The 17,408-nt window shown below is 57.2% G+C and carries 16 protein-coding genes; 7 read left to right on the top strand and 9 right to left on the bottom strand.

The window, feature by feature from the left end; genetic code table 11:
• Window positions 1-47: 47 nt before the first annotated feature.
• Both JMJ16_RS16145 and JMJ16_RS16150 read left to right on the top strand, forming a co-directional pair.
• Window positions 48-620 carry a transcriptional regulator gene (locus tag JMJ16_RS16145; RefSeq protein WP_201383089.1) on the top strand — a complete coding sequence of 191 codons (573 nt, stop codon included), beginning with the start codon at window positions 48-50 and terminating at the stop codon, window positions 618-620.
• Window positions 617-1,840, top strand: coding sequence for an MFS transporter (locus JMJ16_RS16150; protein ID WP_201383091.1), 1,224 nt, complete (start codon window positions 617-619; stop codon window positions 1,838-1,840). The genes JMJ16_RS16145 and JMJ16_RS16150 overlap by 4 nt, the downstream gene beginning before the upstream one ends.
• Window positions 1,841-1,939: 99 nt before the next feature.
• Here the strand turns inward: JMJ16_RS16150 and JMJ16_RS16155 are convergent, their stop codons facing one another.
• The 4 genes from JMJ16_RS16155 to JMJ16_RS16170 all read right to left on the bottom strand — a co-directional run bounded on the left by JMJ16_RS16155 (window position 1,940) and on the right by JMJ16_RS16170 (window position 6,205).
• Window positions 1,940-2,536, bottom strand: coding sequence for a GNAT family N-acetyltransferase (locus tag JMJ16_RS16155; RefSeq protein ID WP_201383093.1), 597 nt, complete (start codon window positions 2,534-2,536; stop codon window positions 1,940-1,942).
• A gap of 155 nt (window positions 2,537-2,691) precedes the next feature.
• On the bottom strand, window positions 2,692-3,666 hold the full coding sequence (locus tag JMJ16_RS16160) for an ABC transporter substrate-binding protein (protein ID WP_201383095.1): 975 nt from the start codon (window positions 3,664-3,666) through the stop codon (window positions 2,692-2,694).
• A 31-nt stretch (window positions 3,667-3,697) separates the two neighbouring features.
• Window positions 3,698-5,008 (bottom strand): RNA-guided endonuclease IscB, encoded by a 1,311-nt coding sequence (gene iscB / locus JMJ16_RS16165; RefSeq protein WP_201383097.1) that lies wholly within the window; start codon window positions 5,006-5,008, stop codon window positions 3,698-3,700.
• A 276-nt stretch (window positions 5,009-5,284) separates the two neighbouring features.
• The gene (locus JMJ16_RS16170) at window positions 5,285-6,205 is read right to left on the bottom strand and encodes a sucrase ferredoxin (RefSeq protein WP_201383099.1); all 921 of its coding nucleotides are present in this window, start codon (window positions 6,203-6,205) and stop codon (window positions 5,285-5,287) included.
• Window positions 6,206-6,395: 190 nt separating this feature from the next.
• Here JMJ16_RS16170 and JMJ16_RS16175 point away from each other — a divergent pair, with 190 nt between their 5' ends.
• The 3 genes from JMJ16_RS16175 (at window position 6,396) to JMJ16_RS16185 (ending at window position 11,445) form a co-directional block, all read left to right on the top strand.
• Entirely contained in the window at window positions 6,396-7,025 is a 630-nt protein-coding gene (locus tag JMJ16_RS16175; RefSeq protein WP_201383101.1) for a TetR/AcrR family transcriptional regulator, read from the top strand.
• 69 nt (window positions 7,026-7,094) lie between these two features.
• Window positions 7,095-10,319, top strand: a complete 3,225-nt coding sequence (locus JMJ16_RS16180) for a bifunctional cytochrome P450/NADPH--P450 reductase (protein WP_201383103.1) — start codon at window positions 7,095-7,097, stop codon at window positions 10,317-10,319.
• Between the two features lie 457 nt (window positions 10,320-10,776).
• The gene (locus JMJ16_RS16185; RefSeq protein ID WP_201383105.1) at window positions 10,777-11,445 is read left to right on the top strand and encodes an NUDIX hydrolase N-terminal domain-containing protein; all 669 of its coding nucleotides are present in this window, start codon (window positions 10,777-10,779) and stop codon (window positions 11,443-11,445) included.
• Window positions 11,446-11,460: 15 nt separating this feature from the next.
• Here JMJ16_RS16185 and JMJ16_RS16190 read toward each other — a convergent pair whose 3' ends face one another.
• The gene (locus tag JMJ16_RS16190; RefSeq protein WP_201383107.1) at window positions 11,461-12,195 is read right to left on the bottom strand and encodes a FadR/GntR family transcriptional regulator; all 735 of its coding nucleotides are present in this window, start codon (window positions 12,193-12,195) and stop codon (window positions 11,461-11,463) included.
• 235 nt (window positions 12,196-12,430) lie between these two features.
• Here JMJ16_RS16190 and JMJ16_RS16195 point away from each other — a divergent pair, with 235 nt between their 5' ends.
• Window positions 12,431-13,588, top strand: coding sequence for a mandelate racemase/muconate lactonizing enzyme family protein (locus JMJ16_RS16195; RefSeq protein WP_201383109.1), 1,158 nt, complete (start codon window positions 12,431-12,433; stop codon window positions 13,586-13,588).
• A gap of 60 nt (window positions 13,589-13,648) precedes the next feature.
• Here the strand turns inward: JMJ16_RS16195 and JMJ16_RS16200 are convergent, their stop codons facing one another.
• Together JMJ16_RS16200 and JMJ16_RS16205 are read right to left on the bottom strand one after the other, a co-directional pair.
• The gene (locus tag JMJ16_RS16200; protein WP_201383111.1) at window positions 13,649-14,032 is read right to left on the bottom strand and encodes a zinc-ribbon domain-containing protein; all 384 of its coding nucleotides are present in this window, start codon (window positions 14,030-14,032) and stop codon (window positions 13,649-13,651) included.
• Window positions 14,033-14,034: 2 nt separating this feature from the next.
• On the bottom strand, window positions 14,035-14,301 hold the full coding sequence (locus JMJ16_RS16205; RefSeq protein ID WP_201383113.1) for a hypothetical protein: 267 nt from the start codon (window positions 14,299-14,301) through the stop codon (window positions 14,035-14,037).
• A 596-nt stretch (window positions 14,302-14,897) separates the two neighbouring features.
• Between JMJ16_RS16205 and JMJ16_RS16210 the strand changes: the two genes are divergently transcribed.
• A complete protein-coding gene (locus tag JMJ16_RS16210; RefSeq protein WP_201377796.1) occupies window positions 14,898-15,257 on the top strand; it encodes an HU family DNA-binding protein in 360 nt (119 codons plus the stop codon).
• Window positions 15,258-15,370: 113 nt separating this feature from the next.
• Here JMJ16_RS16210 and JMJ16_RS16215 read toward each other — a convergent pair whose 3' ends face one another.
• Together JMJ16_RS16215 and JMJ16_RS16220 are read right to left on the bottom strand one after the other, a co-directional pair.
• On the bottom strand, window positions 15,371-16,177 hold the full coding sequence (locus tag JMJ16_RS16215; protein WP_201383116.1) for a hypothetical protein: 807 nt from the start codon (window positions 16,175-16,177) through the stop codon (window positions 15,371-15,373).
• A gap of 260 nt (window positions 16,178-16,437) precedes the next feature.
• Entirely contained in the window at window positions 16,438-17,391 is a 954-nt protein-coding gene (locus tag JMJ16_RS16220) for an RluA family pseudouridine synthase (protein ID WP_201383118.1), read from the bottom strand.
• Between the last annotated feature and the right edge of the window lie 17 nt (window positions 17,392-17,408).

The raw sequence follows: 17,408 nt of genomic DNA on the forward strand, positions 1-17,408 counted from the left end.
AAACTTTATCAATTTATATAGAGCTGATCATAGAAAGGGAGCCACCAATGCGAGACGAGCTTGTCCTAGAGACGCCCGAGCAGATTCGCGCCCTCGCCCATCCGCTACGGCAGCGCGTACTTGGCCTGTTAACCAACGCACCTTACACCAACAAACAGCTCGCTAATCTGCTACAGGTCTCGCCGCCGCGCCTGCACTTCCATGTGCGCGAGTTGCAGGCGGCGGGGCTGATTGAGATTGTCTCCCAGCAGCCAAAAGGCGGCGTAATCGAGAAATATTACCGCGCCGTGGCGCGCGTAGTACGCCTCGCGCCAGAGACAAAAGAAACAGCTAGAGATCAGGAACTGGTGGAAAGCACGCTGGAGGCGCTGAGCCAGGAGTACATCAGGGCGAACACGTTCTTTAACGGGCACATACCAGAGATGCGGTTCGCGCACGAGCTGGTACGGCTCCCCGCGGATCGGTTGGCGCGTATCCAGGAATTGCTCGACGCTGTGGGTCGCGAAATCTACCAGGCTCTGGAAGATCCGGAGCGGGATACCTATGAACAGTTCGTCGCTGTCAGCTACCTGCTTCACAGGCTGCCACCAGTAAGCATGGAGCGAGAGATGCTGCGATGAAACGGTTAAGTCTTACCCGTATGATCGGCCCTTTGAGTGACCGGGACTTCCGCCTGCTGTGGATTGGGCAGACAATCTCCGCGTTGGGCAACTCCTTCCAGGTGATCGCCGTGACTTGGCTGGTGCTGCAGCAGTTGAAGGGCTCGCCGCTCGATCTGGCGCTGGCAATGCTGGCCCTGTCGATCCCCAGAATTCCGCTGACCCTCGCCGGGGGGATCATTACCGATCGGCTCGACCCACGCACGGTGATGCTCTGGTCCGATGCCACGCGCGTAGCAACCTCGGGCGCGCTTGGTCTGCTGGCGGTTACCGGTTACGCGCCGCTCTGGCTGCTCTGCATGCTTCTCAGCGCGCACAGTGTGGCAACAGGCATCTTCGACCCGGCAGCAGGCAGCATTCCCCCTCACTTGGTACCTCGCGAGCAGCTTGATGGCGCGAATTCGCTGATGGCTCTAATCTCGCAGTTGGGCACCTTGATCGGCGCGCTGCCTGCAGGTTTGGTCGTGGCGACACTTGGTACAGCGGCGGCCTTCGTCATCAACGCCCTCTCTTTCGCCGTCGCGGTACTGGCAGCGCTGCTGATGGCCCCGCTGGCCCGCGCTCTACGGGAGACAAAAAAGTCGTTGCTCCATGATGCGCGCGATGGGGTGCGCTACGTCATGAGCTTCCCCTGGCTGATCGCACTGCTGCTGATCGACACCTGCGCAGCATTGGCAGCGATCGGCCCGACCTCAGTCGGGCTGCCGCTGATTGCGCGGGATGTGCTGCACGTTGGCGCTGAGGGCTACAGCCTACTGCTCTGGAGCTTTGGCCTCGGTTCGGTGCTTGGGTTCATTCTGTCCGGCGTCTACAGCCCGACTCGGGCACGAGGGCGCTTCTTCTGCCTGATACAGATTCTGGAGGCACCGCTGCTGGCCGGGGTAGCCTTCACACCGCTGCCCCTGATGATGTTCTGCCTGGCAGGTGTGGGCCTGCTCAACGGGATGCTGCTCGTGCTTTTCCTCTCGCTCATCCAGGCCAACGTAGCAAAGGAGATGCTGGGCAGGGTGATGAGCTTCGTCATGCTAGCGAGCGTCGGCTTTGTGCCCCTCTCACTTTACGGCTCGGGCGCGATCGCCGGCACCTGGGGAACTCGGATATTGTTTCTTGTTGCGGGTGCGCTCACCCTGGTGAGTGCCACAGCAGGCTTATTCGTCAGGTGCCTGCGCAGACTGGACTAGGGAGAAAAAGCGCGGCTTTTCTCGCCAGTCCAGTGGAAAGTCAGCGCCGCTCCAGTGGAAATACAACATCTACAACAACTTACACGTGCAAAGTGCGTATTAGCGCTGCATCATCTGCTCCAGGCGAGTTTTGACGGAGGGCCATTCGCTATCGATTACACTGTAGTAGACCGAGTGGCGCAGGTAGCCATCTGGCATGATGACGTGGTTGCGCAAGATGCCCTCTTTCACACCGCCGATGCGTTCAATGGCCCGTTGTGATTGCTCGTTGCGGCTATCGGTCTTGAGCTGCACACGAATGGCGCCCAAGGTTTCGAAGGCATGCCGTAGGAGAAGATATTTACATTCTGTATTGATGCCGGTACGCTGTACGCCCGGAGTGAGCCAGGTCCAACCAATCTCCAGACCACGATCCTTGGGGATAATATTTAAATAGCGTGTCGATCCCACTGCCTTGTCTGTTTCCCGACTGACAATGGCAAAGGGCAGTTCATGACCTGCTACCTGGGCCTGCTGAGCGGTCTCGATCCACTGCGCCATGGCTGCAAGTGAGACGCCTGGATTGGTGGACATATAGCGCCAGATCCGCGCCTCCTGGCCAGCGGCATAAAGATCGGTTGCGTGTTTCAGCTGAAGTGGTTCGAGTCTGGCGACCTTCCCTTCAAGGGTGATCGATACGACGTGCATATGCGACATGGGCGTGTTGCTCCTCCGCTACTTTATTTCTGCCTCTATTCTACGGGGCGATTGGATACAAGACAAGTGCCACTTCGCGCTTCTTTTTCATACCACTTTCTTGCTACCTATCTCCAATGCCTGTTTTCGCCATCGCTCACCCCCCCATGCCTACTTTACTGTGCAGGCGCCAGGTCTTTTGTGAGGTCGGCAATAACATGGGTGGCCGCGCCTATCCCCAGGCCTTCCATCCAGGTATCGTCATCAACCTGGTAGACTTTCTTGTCTTTGACGGCGTTTAACTGTTGCCAGTCGGGCTGATTTGTGAGCGCTTTGAGCTGATCATTGCTTCTATCATAGAGCGTCATGAAGATGACATCTCCATCCATCTGGGCGATATTATCGTAGGTGTTGTCCTGGGAGAATTTCTTCTGCTGGTCCTGCCCCACTGGACGGGGAAGCCCGGCATCCTGCAAGATACGACCAATAAAGGTATCCTGCATATAGATACGAACGCGGTCAGGCATAATCCGCAGAACTGAGACATGGGTCTTGCCCAGGCTCTCGCCCTCCTGGGTTTTCAGCACTGTAATGCTCTGCTGATACTGCCGCAGGAGGAGCGTGCCCTCTTGCTCTTTATTTAAAGCTTTGGCATAGAGGGTCAGGTTCTCCTTCCAGGTTGAGCCAACCGTCTCGGTGTAGATCGCGGGCGAGATCAGCGAGAGCTTATCATAAATATCCTCGTGATACTCCTTGCTGCCAAGGATGAGATCGGGTTTGAGCTTTGTAATAGCTTGCAGGTCGGGCTGTGCGGTGGTTCCGACCGTGGGAATCTGGTGGCTCGCCCTCTGGAGATAGTCTGGATAGGACGCGCCTTGTTCGGGTATGACGGCTCCCACAGGAGTAATACCCAGGGCTAGACTATCATCCAGCGCCTCTGTATCGAGCACGACCACGCGTTGGGGTTGAATGGGTATCTGGGTCGTCCCCATGGCGTGCGTGAGTGGGTGAGTACTGATCATGGTCGCGGTCGGCGTACGAGACGCCGTGGGAGGAGTCGATGTATCAGTACAGGCAGTTAGCAAATAGAGCAGAGCCAGGAGCAGCGGCCAGGAGCCTGCCCAGAAGCGACGCGAGACACGTGTATCCATCACACATATGCGTGCAGGAAGCCCCGCGCCTTTAGGCCGGGGAGGAATGCACGCCTCCTTTCTGGTAACTGTATCCATCCGATCGATGCAACGGCGTAAAAAAGCGCACATCCAGCCCTTTGATACGTCCAGCCCTCGTGGTCAGATCAAAGGAACCGCTTGCACGCACCAGCACCCGTCCGCTATACACGCCCTGCTTCTTTCCCGTCGTGACATGTGCTCGAGAGATATCTCCCGTCTGGAATCCGCGCACCTTCTTAGCCCTCTTAGGGGCCGAACAGGGAAAGCCATGGGCATTGACATTGCGCACTCGCCGACACCCGTGCCCCTGCGCACGGATCAGCAGCGGGACCACCCCGCTCATCTGCAGAAGCGTTGGCGTGGAGTGGCCCACACAGGCGGCATCGAGCCAGTGCGTCTTTGGCAGCCCTCGCAGCAAGCGGTTGTATTTGGTGAGCCCCCCCGATCCCACTTCCACGGGCAGCCCCATCGTTCTCAGACGTTCGAAGAGCGCCCAGCGCGTCGCGTTCACCGCGGCGGCATCCTTCAAGGGGGCTTTCGCCTGGGCCTGGATCTGCTTGAGACGCTCCGGTTTCTTCTTGAGGAAATCTTCGAGGTCTTTGTTCCCTTTGGCCTGGTTGCAGGACTCGCAGGCCAGCGTCAAGTTGCTCAGGCGGTTGGTCCCCCCCTTGGCACGGGGCAGGATGTGATCGATCTGCAGCGGGAGGTTGCTCTTGCCACAGTAGGCGCAGCGTCGCTCCCATTTTTCCAGCAGGTACTCCCTCGCCTCGTATCCCGCCAGCGTCCCTTGCTGATACTCCTTCCCCTGGATGGAGGGGTTCTCCAGCAGTTGCATGTCGAAACGCACCAGCTCCTGGCTGATGCAGGTCACCGGCGCGTAGCGACAGAGGCGCTGCACCCAGGTCAGGATGTTGCTCAGGCGGCTCTCCAGCGAGGGTGGCAACCACCCTTTGGGGCGCCTGCGATTGTGGAAGCGAGGTTTGCGGTACCTCGTCTTGCGGGCTCGTCTCCCCCTTCGGGCTCCTCGACGGGTATCCAGGGCTTCCTTGACCTGTTGCCCGCGATGGCTCACCTCAGCGGCAAAGACGATCTTGCCCGAGGTATCATGGACCAGGGCGATGCCAGTGGTACGGCTGCCTGGATCGATCTTGAGACGCAAGGGCTCGGTCTGGGGCTGCTTGGCCTCTTGCTTGAGGATGATGGTGAAAGGGAAACGACGCCACACGGCGGCCTTCCCCTGCTTGAGGAAGCGTCGCGCTTGACCCGGATGTACGGGATCCAGCGGCTGGTGAGAGCTATCCATGACAAACACCTTGGACATTCAAGAATCCTTTCGGATCTCTGCTTGCGCAGGTAAGGTTGGCCTCGACAAGGTTCAGCGACGGTTTGACGCGATGAGCACTGGCTTGACCCCTCTGCCTGTTTAACCCACCACCGTAGAGCAGCGGGCTGGCCTCGCACCCGCTGGTACCTATTTCGTCGCGAACGGAGCTCGGGGCAATCCCCGAACTGAGTCTGCTCATGAGGGCCTGCTCAGCGGCGAACCGTCGAGCAAGCCCCGGTTTTTCAAACCGGGGTTCATGACCAACATCATCCTTTATGAGAGGGCGACGAGTGGGGCATAGCTATAGTGACGCAAGTGGTAATAGGTAATGGTATGCCTCCAGGTCCCCTTGCAGGTGCTATAGCTGGTGACCTCGCGTGGCTCGCATGCGAGCGTAAGTGTATGCCTGCTCTCGTCGCCAGTAGCTTGAAAAACAACGGAGAAGAGCAAGCTCTCGCCCTCCTGGCGTGCTTCAACCAGGCGAAATGCCTGGAGGTTGTTATCGTGACACGCCCGGCGGAGAAAATAATCAGCGGCCTGCTCAACCGCATTATAACAGCTCTGTCCACGATATTTTGCAAGATAGATCTGCTCTTGACGATATGCCTCGACAATGCGCGACACATCGGAGCGAGTGACCTGTCCGTAGTAAATAGCATGCGGGAAACAGACCACGTTGGCAGCAAATTTATCGCCCCCCAGGTGCGAGGCCTGCCAGGCCTGCTCCCCTACCAAGGCATGCAGCTCATTATAAATAGGCAAGCCGAATTTAGCACAGCACTGATCGTGCTTCCCATGCGTACAGACAAGATAGAGTGACTCATCGGTGCGATGGGCCTGGTAGCGTTGAGGATAGCGCGCGATATCTGCCATGTCGAGGGCGAGCAGATCCTCATACTGGCGCAGCTGAAAGCTATAGAGCAGGAAGTGCCCCTCGCGGGCGACGGCCAGAAAACACCTGGGCGCGGCGACCGGCTGATTATGCTGCTTGATTAACTGTACGCGCAGGCACGGTAGCCCTTGACGTTGAGCTGCCACCCACTCATTGATGCTCTCGGGCAGGGTGCTCTCTTCCAGGGCTTTATGATGCCAGGTACCTGTATATTCCAGAAGCAGCCAGGTATCCGCGTGCGTGGCGCTGCCAATGATGGGCTCTTCACGACAAACCTGGGCGCAGAATGTCCTCTCTGTCACGTTCCACAACTTCCAATCCAATAGTGCTTTGTGTACAAAACCTAGTGTACTAGTCGGATATTAGCATAGCCTAATGTCTCCCGTCAAGGTTTCTCTTCCTGGCTCGCAAGCTTGGGCGCCGTAGGCGCGAAGGCCTAAAGATCCTCCCAGATCCTTGACATATCAAAGATAGTGAATTATAATTCAGTTTATGAATGGCAATTCAGTTACACCACACAGCCGAGAGGAAAAACGCGGCTCCCGACGTCGGGCGCGCACCAGGGCCGATATTCTGGCGGCTGCACGCCAGGTTTTCGCGGCTCGTGGCTATCATGCCACGAGCATAGCTGAAATTGCCGAGCGTGCGGATATTGGCGTAGGGACCTTCTACCTGCACTTTCATGACAAGGACGAGGCCTTTACCACCCTCCTGCATGAGTGCTTTAGTGAGACGCGCCAACGCGTCCAGCAGGCCGTCGAGGAGGAGGGACAATCGCTCCTGGTGGTCCTGCAGGCGATTTTCCGCTACGCCCATGCACAGCGCGATCTCTTTCGGATCGCCTTCCACGCGGATATGCAATATGCCCGCATCTCTCGCGTGCAGACGGCCATCGCCGAGATCTTAACGTCGATTCTGACCGCCGCACATGAGAAGGAGCCACTGGTGGGCTACGATTTTTCCATGCAAATTTGCTTTGTAACAGGGATGATTACGCAAGGTATTGCGCAGTGGCTAGAGCATGAGGAGGCCGATCCCGACAAAATTGTGGCGCAAATGCTGTTTCTATTGCGCCACGGGCTTCCTGAACAGGTGCTGACTGGCAACAAGCCGGAGGCGTAAAGCTTCCTGCCTGCTACGTACTACCTTGATCTGGTAACCCTCTACTGCTGAGAGGATTTATATAGACTTATGCAAATAGAAGAAAAGACACTCGCACCTATTCCCCAACCACCCAAAAAACCACTCGTGGGGAACCTGTACTCTCTTGACCATGCGCTTCCCACACTGAGCATGATGGACCTGGCTCGCGAGTTGGGACCTATCTATCAGCTAGAAATCCCCGGTCGCCGCACCATCATCGTCTCAGGCTTTGAGTTAGCCGACGAACTCAGCGATGAGACACGCTTCGATAAACGCGTCTGGCGTCCCCTACAAAATGTGCGCACCTTCGCGGGCGATGGACTCTTCACCGCCTATACCCAGGAGGCGAACTGGCACAAAGCCCATAATATTCTGCTGCCAAACTTCAGTATGCGTGCCATGCAGGGCTACATTCCCATGATGCAGGACATCGCGGAACAGTTGCTAGGCAAATGGGAGCGCATGAATGCTAACGAGGAGATCGACGTAGTCAGCGATATGACTCGCCTGACCCTCGACACCATTGGCCTGTGCGGTTTTGACTATCGCTTCAACTCGTTCTATCGCGAAGATCTCCACCCCTTCATCCAGAGTATGGGTAATGCCCTGGGCGAGTCGATGGCGCGTGGCCGCCGCCTGGCGCTGCAAGAGAAGTTGATGGTCAATAAGCATCGCCAGTTCCAGGCCGATGTGGATTTCATGAATAATCTGGTGGACCAGGTTATTCGTGAGCGCAAGGCCGGTGGCGAGAACGCGCAGAAGAAAGACCTGCTCAGCTATATGCTCAGCGGCGTTGATAAGCAGTCGGGCGAGGGTCTCGACGATGTCAATATCCGCTACCAGATCATTACCTTCCTGATCGCGGGACATGAGACTACGAGCGGCCTGCTCTCCTTCTCGCTCTACTTCCTGCTCAAGCACCCCGAAGTATTGGCGAAGGCCTATGACGAGGTGGATCGCGTGCTAGGACCCGATACCTCGGCCAAACCCACGTTCCAGCAGATCAATAAATTGCAATATGTCTCGCAGATCCTTAAGGAGAGCCTGCGCCTCTGGCCGACCGCGCCCCTCTTCTCGGTCTATCCCTATGAGGAGACGGTCGTTGGCGACAAGTATCGCATGGATAAAGATAGCGAATGGGCCATCCTTATTCCGATGCTCCACCGCGACAAGAGCGTTTGGGGCGAGGACGCCGACGAGTTTAACCCGGATCACTTTAGCCACGAGGCCGAGGCCATCCGCCCAGCTAATGCCTATAAGCCCTTCGGCAATGGCGAACGTGCCTGCATCGGACGCCAGTTCGCCATGCAGGAGGCCACCCTGGTCCTGGGACAGATCCTCCAGCGCTTCAGCCTGCTTGATCCCCATAACTATGAGCTCAAAATCAAGCAGACGCTGACCCTCAAGCCCGAGGGCTTCACGATGAAGGTGCGCAAACGCAGTGATGCCGAGCGCAACCTCCAGGGCTTCGTCAAGCCAGTCGAGGTGACCAATACCAGGGAGGAGAAGAAGGCGCAGGTGGTCGCTAACCAGCATCACACGCCGCTGCTTGTCCTACATGGCTCGAACATGGGGACCTCAGAGGAGTTGGCGCACACGATCATGGAAGATGGCAAGCTGCGCGGCTTCGACGCCCAGGTGGCCTCGCTGGACGACTATACACGTAAGCTCCCCACCGAGGGTGTGGTCGTCGTCGTCACTTCGTCCTATAACGGGACCCCGCCAGATAACGCTGCTGCATTCTGCGCCTGGCTCCAGGAGGATATGGCTGCCAACGCACTCAAGGGTATCAAATACACCGTCTTTGGCAGTGGCAACCATGACTGGTTCGCGACCTTTCAGGCCATTCCGCGCCTCGTCGATAGCCGCCTGGAGCAGTGTGGCGCGCAGCGCGTCTATCCGCGCGGCGAGGGCGATGCCGCCGATGACTTCGATGGCCAGTTCCAGGCCTGGTACCAGTCGCTCTGGAGCGAGCTGGGACAGACGCTCAACCTGGACCTCGGCGCCAGCGATGCGACCACGGGTCCTCGCTACGAGGTAGAGGTCCTGACCGAGACGGAGGCTCCCAATCCCTTTGTCGCCTCGTTCGGCGCGCACGGCATGCGTGTTGTGGCCAATCGCGAGTTGAATAGCAAAGAGGCGGAGCGCTCTACGCGTCACGTAGAGCTAGCGCTCCCCATGGGTAGTGCCTATCGCGCGGGTGACCACCTGGGCATTGTCGCGCGCAACACACCGGAGATGGTCAAGCGTGTCGCAGCCCACTTCCACTTCGCGGAAGATGCCAAGATTCGCCTGCGCCAGGGCGATGAGCGCCGCACGCACTTGCCTATTAATGAGCCGGTGCGCGTCTTCGACCTGCTCGCAGACTATGTCGAGCTTCAGGAGGTCGCAACCCGCACACAGATCAAAGTCCTGGCCGAGCGGACCGAGTGTCCGCCGGAAAAGATGCGCCTGTTGGCCCTCTGTGGCGATGACGAGGCCTGCGCGGCCCGCTATCGTGAAGAGGTCCTGGCCAAGCGCAAGACCCTGATCGACCTCCTGGAGGAGAATCCAGCCAGCGAGCTACCCTTCCACATGTACCTGGAGATGTTGCCGCCGATTCGGCCACGCTACTACTCCATCTCGTCGTCGCCCCTCAAGGACACCGAGCAGTGCAGTATTACTGTGGGCGTCATCGACGAGCCAGCCTGGTCGGGGCATGGTGCGTACCAGGGCGTCTGCTCCAACTACCTGAAAAACCTGGAGCCGGGCCAGATCGCCTACGCCTTCGTGCGCGACACCAAGTCTACTTTCCGCCTGCCAGAGGACGCGCGCACTCCCTTGATCATGGTTGGCCCCGGCACCGGCCTGGCTCCCTTCCGTGGCTTCTTGCAGGAGCGCGCCGCCCTGCGCGAGGCAGGTCAGCCGGTTGGTCCCAGCCTGCTCTTCTTCGGCTGCCGCCATTCGCGCCAGGATTTCCTCTATGAGGACGAACTGAAGGCCTTTGAGCAACAGGGCGTGACAGAGCTGCATACCGCGTTCTCCCGCGAGCAGGAGCGGAAAGTCTATGTCCAGCACCAGCTTTGGGAGCAGCGCGCGCGTGTATGGGAACTACTGGAGCAGGGAGCCATCATCTACGTCTGTGGCGATGCCAGCCAGATGGCACCTGACGTGCAAGCGACCTTCGCCCGTATCTACCACGAGCAGACCGGCAAGGACGCCTCAGAGGCGCAGCAGTGGCTCCAGGAGCTGGTAGATCGCAATCGCTACTTGGTGGATGTCTGGGGCAACTAATATCGATAGACACCTATCGCCCCTATTGTTCACCACCGTTCACCGTGAGGGGTGCATGCGCCATGGCGCATGCACCCCTCATTTTCTTACGCGGAAATAGCCCCTACTGTCTACTCAGCACTTTTCCATTCTTGAAAAACAGTTCTTTTCGAAGGTGAGTGCAGCGGGCAGGATATGAGGAGCGCGCTTCAGAAGCACCGAGGCAACTGTTTATCCTTGCGGTCTGCGATAGATAGTCAGTTCTACAGACGCGAAAGTTTGTTTTCGAAGAGAGCATCAAGAATTAAAAAGCCCTGGAGAGACAGAAGTCCCCCTTTCCATCTTTTGTTTGCATTCCTCATGAAAACTTGGCTATAGTGCACATAAGCACATCATGTTAGGGACTGTCTTTTTTTCAATTGGCCTCCACTTGACCGAATAGTGGAGTCCTATCCCAGGAACGATGTAGAGAATAACCTTGACTACAACCAGCAATGACACGCAGAATACAGCGCAGAAACTATCTCTCTGGGCTGATATTCTACTTACCCGTGCCAATAATGGCCTGCATTTTGCCTCCAACATCTATGATCAGGAACACTACCGCAAGGTACGCGAAATTGCGCTAGAACTGCTGGCACTTGCCTCCGCAAAATCGGTAGAAGATTTTGAGCCATTGCACACTGACCTTTTCGCGCATCACGCACCCATTCCGGTGAGTGACGCCGCGATTATCGATGAGCAAGGGCGCATTCTACTGATTCGTCGGGCCGATAATTTGCGCTGGGCGATGCCGGGTGGTGGATTAGATGTGGGAGAAACTCCGGTTCAGGGCGCGGTTCGCGAGGCGCTGGAGGAGACTGGCCTGGCCTGCGAGCCTGTCGCCCTGGTCGGAGTACATGACTCTCGTCTCTGTGGCACAGTATCAAATGCTCAACTCTACCACTTCCTCTTTCTCTGTCGTCTCAAACCCGGCGTTGAGCGCATTGATCCTCCCACGCATGCTAACGAGATAAAAGAAATGGGCTGGTTCGCCGAGGATGTTTTGCCTGATGATCTTGATCCGGGTCATGCGACGCGTATCCCGGAAGCGTTTCGTGTCTGGCGTGGTGACTCCCGGGCATATTTTGATCCTCACGGCTCATAAAATAAAAATTTTGCTTCATTCGCGTGCTAGCTCGCCCTCCAGGACGCGGGAAATATCTTGCATAGTGAGCTCGATCAGGGTGCGGGCGGCTAGCTCGGCGGCGGCCCCGTCGCGCTGCTGGATGGCCTGTACAATGTTGGTATGTAGCGGCATGGCCTCGCGGTTTCCGCCGGGAATCTGGGCGGTGACCAGGCGGCTGGCGCGCATGGCCTGCGAGAGGGTCTGCATAATGCTGCGCAGGAGCTCATTATGGGCGGCGTCGCAGATGAGCAGGTGGAAGTGTAGATCGATGACGATGTATTTCTCAGCGTCGTCTGTGACCGCTGCCATCTCCTGGCAGCAACTCACAATCTCCGCTATCTCCTCTTCGGTGGCACGCTCTGCCGCCAGGCGTGCCGCCATTGGCTCTAGCATCAGACGCACCTCGGAGAGGGCGCGCAGGAATTCGGTGTCGGGTCCCGCCTCGTAATGCCAGGCCAGGATCTCGGGATCAAGGAGATTCCAGCGCGCACGCGGCAGCACACGGGTGCCGATCTTGGGCCGCGCTTCTACCAGACCCTTGGCGCTCAACGTCTTCAAGGCCTCGCGCAAGACGGTTCGGCTCACATTGAGTTGTACGCTTAGCTCCGGCTCGCTCGCCAGCGCCTCGCCCGGTAGATAGTCCCGGCGTATAATGCTCAGCCCAATCTGGCGCGCCACCTGCTTATATAAACTCGCGCGCTCCAGCGCGGGAAATTCTTTTGCCATCATAGCCTCATTTGTCATACAATAATACATAAGCACTATACCCTGTTGGCAAGGCTCTGTCAATGCGTGGGTTACGCGACCGTTCTTGCCAATGCCAGAGAGATTTCTCTGGCATCATACCAGATTCAGGTGCTGAAATGTTATACGCGAGCACAAATAGCTTGCTTCTTTCGCCAGGAGAGAAGGAGATCAAGGATGAAAGCAGTCCCAGTCGTCCATGAAGAGAAAGGAACAATCAATGAAGATTAGCGGTATTCAAACCCATGTTGTCGGTAGCCCCTGGCGCAATATTACCATTGTGCGTGTAAAGACAGACGAAGGCCTTGAGGGCCTGGGCGAGGTACGTATGCTCAACCATACGGATGCCTTGCTGGGCTATTTGAACGAGGCCGCGACCAACCATATCCTGGGGCATGATCCCTTTAATATTGAGGACCTGGTCCAGCGCATGTACCGCCATGACTTTGCCCGGGCGGGCGAGATCGCCATGTCCGCGATTTCGACGATTGAGATGGCCTGCTGGGATATCGTGGGTAAGGCACTCAATAAGCCCGTGTATCAGCTCCTGGGGGGAGCGGTTCGCGAGCAGATCAAGGCTTATGCCAATGGCTGGTATACCGTCGAGCGCACGCCTGAGGAGTTTCATGCCGCGGCCAAACGTGTAGTGGCGAAAGGCTACCGCGCACTAAAATTTGATCCCTTTGGTGCGGGCTTCTATGAGCTGGAGCGCGAGGAGCGCCTGCGCTCACTCTCCCTGGTTGAGGCCGTGCGCGATGCCGTGGGTCCCGAGGTAGAGATTCTGATCGAGATGCATGGACGCTTCAATCCCACCACCGCCATCGCCATCGCCCGCGAGCTGGAGCGCTTTGAGCCATCCTGGGTTGAGGAGCCAGTACCACCCGAGAACGCCGCAGCCTTGAAGAAGGCGGCAGAGCAGATTAATATCCCGGTAGCCACGGGCGAGCGCATCCATACACGCTTTGACTTCCGCGAGGTCATCGAACTCCAGGCCGCCGACTACCTCCAGGCCGATATTACCCACTTTGGCGGCATTCTGGAAACCAAGAAGCTGGCTGCCTGGGCCGAGAACTACTATATGCTCATGGCGCCGCATAACGTCGGCGGGCCCGTCTCGACGGCGGCGGCACTACACTTCGCGGCCTCGACACCAAACTTCAAGATTCAGGAACACTTCAATGACTTCTCTGATGAGTGGGTAAAGTCGGTCGCGCCCGGCAATCCCGAGGTGATCGATGGCTATTTTGCCCTGCCCCAGGGTCGGGGCCTGGGCGTCACCCTGGATGAAGAGGCAGTTGCGCAGCATCCCCGCCAGGAGGTCTTCTTCGACCTCTTCGCCGACAACTGGCAACGACGCCAGGCGTTGCGCCAATCGTAAATTGATGATGTGGCGTTCCCTGGCAGTCGCCAGCCACAGGGAATGCCACATCATCAACTATTATTGCCTGGATTCCTCGCGTGCGACAGCGTGGCCGCATTTCGCGCAGAAGGCGGCGTCTGGCTTGAGCTGGGCGCCGCACTGCTCGCATTGTTTGGGCGCCTGGGGTTGCGCTTGCTGGAGGGACTTGCCACAATAGGAGCAGAAGGCATCTTCTGCATCATTGAGGGCCTGGCACTGGGGGCAGGGAACCTGCTGGGGTTGCGCTGGTCGTGCAGAGGGTTGTGGTGCCCCCTGGCGCTGCTGTGCCCCCTGAGGCTGGGGACCACGGCCGGTCTGGTGGTAGACCGCGGCATCGAGCGCGTTATAGATCTGGGTCTCCAGGCCCGCCTGGCGAATGAGTCCGGCGCCCGCGGTGATCATCAGGGGCCAGAGGAAGAACATACCTATCGCGCCGACCGCGGCCTTATCAAGCCATTGATGCTCCCGATAGAGGCGGTAACGCCTCCCTGCACTCTTTGCAGCGAGACGGTAAGTGCGGCCTGGAGGCCGACCAGCCCCTCAATTTCTCCCCCCTTGCGGATCTGGACGGCGACCTGCTCGCGTGTGCCAAAGTGCTGCACCTGGTATCCCTGGTGCGAAAACTGGCCTTCCAGGTCACGCGCCAGGCGCTCAAGATCAAGCTGGGGAAGCGGGTAGAAACGATTCTCCATATTTTATTCATTCCTCTTTTCGGCAAAATCTTCTTGCAAACTTCTCAGCGCCCGCGGCGCTTCGCGGAGTTCATAGTGGTCGTGGTTAGCGGCGCGGCCGCGCCGCTAACCACGACCACCAGAAAACAGAAGCATAGTACATACTACATCTTCAATGCTGTGAAGTAGACCACAGCCGCGTAGCTACATATATGCCTTCCTCTTCTATGTACGTTGTATCGGGCAAGAAGTTGCTGATAGTGCGCTGGTAGGTACATGTGCCACAAGGCGGAAAGTTTGCGTCATCATCCAGGTTTGAGGGAAATGTTTCACCTGTATGCAGGCTTGCACGTAGTGTGAATGAGCTTGCATGCCCAGGAAGACAGGTAGGGAATTCGTTGAAGGGATATCTGCTTTTTCTTATGTTACCCATAGCATTTGGTGGGCCTTTGTATAGTGGTAGTGGAAGGTAGCACCATTCCAACGCGCAAAGAAGAAACGTTGTCTGTCACTTTTTACGAGACGGTGACAGACCCGACAGTTGAGCGCGTTGTCGTAATGAGCAGAGGCTCAGCTATGCCCTGCACAAACAACACAGTAGAAGGAGTGACATACAAATGAAAAGCACATCCAAGGAACATACCGTGATTGGTAAAGATGAACTGATTCACCAGGTCGCCGCGAAGGCTGGCATGAATTTGAAGGAGACCAGCAAGATTATTGATGCCTTCACCGACGTGGTGCGCGAGGATGTCGCCCAGGGACACGAAGTACGCTTGATGGGCTTTGGCACCTGGAACCTGCGCGATGTCGCCCCCCGCAAAGTGAAGTCCATTCGCGGTGGCGATCAGATCACCATCCCCGCGCGCAAGCGCGTTGGCTTCTCCGTTGGTGCCGTACTCTCGCAGGCTGCTCAGGGTGAGCACGCCCGCAGCAAGGTTACCACCGCCGAGAAGACCATGAAGAAGAACAAGTAGCACCCGTGGCCCACGCCACATTGCTGCTTCATACTCTGACGTAGAGCCGAGGCGCCCGCTGTGTTATGATGAGACTATCTCACAGCGGGTGCATCGCTTTTTTGGCGTTTGTGTTAAGTTCCAAGCGTATGCAAAGCCTGCTCTATCTGTGGCTCTTCGGCGGGCTGGACCTGGCGGAAGCCCTGGCCGTCATTGAGGAAGACAATCTGCGTTTGCTGGAAGGAGACAATCATATCAGATTTGCGGTCGTTATTGAGGTCGGCGAAGCGCAACGTGACGGGGACAAGGTCGTCACTGGCACCATAGAGCTGGGGTCCCATGTAGATGCGCGCCTTCGCAGCATCGCCTCCCTGTAACTCAATAATTTGAATACGTCGATTGAGATTGATAGCGATAAAATGGCTAGGATGGCCAGTCTGCTCGTTGTGTCCCACCCAGGCATCCGTTTGAAAGGTGCGGGGGCGTCCATAATGCCAGTCGTCCAGAAAGATTGTATACCAGTTCAAGGCCGCGTTCAGTACCATCCAGAGCAACAGCATAGCAAACATGCCCAGCCCTAGATAGAGCAACGGCGATGCAGGCCCCTGCGGGCGTAAACGTTGCCAGGGGGAGAGGCGCCTCGTACTCTTTGGCGGCTGTTTCCGCACAAGCATGCGTGACTTGTCGTTTCTCGCGCCAGCCTGGGTGAAGGGTGTGACGTCTTCGGTTTCTGCTTCGGGCTGCGTGACGGAGTTCTCGGTTGTGGGAACGTCCTGTGTACGAGAGGCTCGTAGGGAAGGAGGTGTCGGTGGCGGTGGTTGAGCGCTCGACGTAGTCTTGCGTTTCTTTGCTGTTTTGTTCTCTGTATGTAGAATAGGCCGGTGCCGCACCAGGCTCCGTGGAGTAATATCCAATTCGTCATCTCTGGCTAAGACTGGCATAAGCGCGTTCTCCTCTCCTCGCGAACGAAAGCTACGTTTTCCTGGCGAAATGCATAGGCAAAAAATATTCTCTCGCCGTAGGGTAAAGTTACCCATAGAAGATAGAGCTTGCGAACCGTCTGTTGAGGAAAAATACTAATTGAGTGAATGTATTGTATTATGAAGTGTCAGGAAAGAGGCACTACAAGAAGATAGGTTGCGTACAGCATTTACTACTACGCAACCTAGTATATCACGATTAACTGGATTTTTCCAGTCGCCTATAAGACAGCCCCGTTATCTAGTACTTTTTGGAGGTCCGCGGGCAGGGGAGCCTCGATATGCAGGGATTCGCCACTGCGGGGATGGGTGAGTTCGAGCTGGTAGGCGTGGAGAAACTGGCGCTCGAGCTTGACGTTGGGGAGGCGATGGCCCGACCCATAGGTCTGATCGCCGGCGACGGGGTGTTTAATGGCCTGAAAATGCACACGGATCTGGTGCGTGCGCCCGGTGACGATCTGGACCAGGACCAGGGTATGTTTTCTGAAGCGCTGCAAGACGCGGAAATGCGTCACGGCGTCGCGTCCCTCCGTGAGCGTCACGGCCATCATTTGCCGGTTGCGCGTATCGCGACCAATGGGCGCATCGATACTTCCCTGGTCCAGCTCGACATTCCCCTCGACCAGGGCCAGGTAGCGCTTAATAATCTTATGCTGCTTCATCTGCTCGATGAGGGCAGCCTGAGATTGGGTATTCTTCGCGACCATCAGCAGGCCGGAGGTATCTTTGTCCAGGCGGTGAATGATGCCCGGGCGCATGTCGCTCTCATCCTGCTGCAATTCGGGATAGTGCGCGACCAACGCGTTGACCAGAGTCCCCTCGTAGTTACCCGGGGCAGGATGCACCACCATGCCAGCGGCCTTATTTACAACCAGGAGGTCGTCATCCTCGAATACGACTTCCAGCGGCAGGTTCTGGGGCGTCACCTGTTTCATTTGCGAGACAGGTGTGGCACGCAGAGCGGTGACCCTATCCTTGAGGCGCAACACATAGCCAGGCTTGCTGGCCTTGTCATTGACCAGGACCAGGTCATCGGCAATGAGTTGCTGAACGCCAGAGCGCGAAACGCCGTCCAGCACCGAGACCAGGAAACGGTCCAGGCGCTGGCCCACCTGCTCACTCTCTATATCCCAATGTAAGAAATTCTCGGTTGTCGTATCTTGACTCGCGGACATGGTTGGCTTTCATCCTT

Source organism: Ktedonobacter sp. SOSP1-52, from assembly GCF_016587395.1.

Excerpts from the sequence above, each read along its gene's own strand:
- JMJ16_RS16155 (WP_201383093.1), bottom strand. The coding sequence starts at position 2,536 with ATGTCGCATATGCACGTCGTATCGATCACCCTTGAAGGGAAGGTCGCC.
- JMJ16_RS16210 (WP_201377796.1), top strand. The coding sequence starts at position 14,898 with ATGAAAAGCACATCCAAGGAACATACCGTGATTGGTAAAGATGAACTG.
- JMJ16_RS16150 (WP_201383091.1), top strand. The coding sequence starts at position 617 with ATGAAACGGTTAAGTCTTACCCGTATGATCGGCCCTTTGAGTGACCGG.
- JMJ16_RS16145 (WP_201383089.1), top strand. The coding sequence starts at position 48 with ATGCGAGACGAGCTTGTCCTAGAGACGCCCGAGCAGATTCGCGCCCTC.
- iscB (WP_201383097.1), bottom strand. The coding sequence starts at position 5,008 with ATGTCCAAGGTGTTTGTCATGGATAGCTCTCACCAGCCGCTGGATCCC.
- JMJ16_RS16190 (WP_201383107.1), bottom strand. The coding sequence starts at position 12,195 with ATGATGGCAAAAGAATTTCCCGCGCTGGAGCGCGCGAGTTTATATAAG.
- JMJ16_RS16160 (WP_201383095.1), bottom strand. The coding sequence starts at position 3,666 with ATGGATACACGTGTCTCGCGTCGCTTCTGGGCAGGCTCCTGGCCGCTG.
- JMJ16_RS16200 (WP_201383111.1), bottom strand. The coding sequence starts at position 14,032 with ATGTTCTTCCTCTGGCCCCTGATGATCACCGCGGGCGCCGGACTCATT.
- JMJ16_RS16215 (WP_201383116.1), bottom strand. The coding sequence starts at position 16,177 with ATGCCAGTCTTAGCCAGAGATGACGAATTGGATATTACTCCACGGAGC.
- JMJ16_RS16195 (WP_201383109.1), top strand. The coding sequence starts at position 12,431 with ATGAAGATTAGCGGTATTCAAACCCATGTTGTCGGTAGCCCCTGGCGC.
- JMJ16_RS16220 (WP_201383118.1), bottom strand. The coding sequence starts at position 17,391 with ATGTCCGCGAGTCAAGATACGACAACCGAGAATTTCTTACATTGGGAT.
- JMJ16_RS16205 (WP_201383113.1), bottom strand. The coding sequence starts at position 14,301 with ATGGAGAATCGTTTCTACCCGCTTCCCCAGCTTGATCTTGAGCGCCTG.
- JMJ16_RS16175 (WP_201383101.1), top strand. The coding sequence starts at position 6,396 with ATGAATGGCAATTCAGTTACACCACACAGCCGAGAGGAAAAACGCGGC.
- JMJ16_RS16180 (WP_201383103.1), top strand. The coding sequence starts at position 7,095 with ATGCAAATAGAAGAAAAGACACTCGCACCTATTCCCCAACCACCCAAA.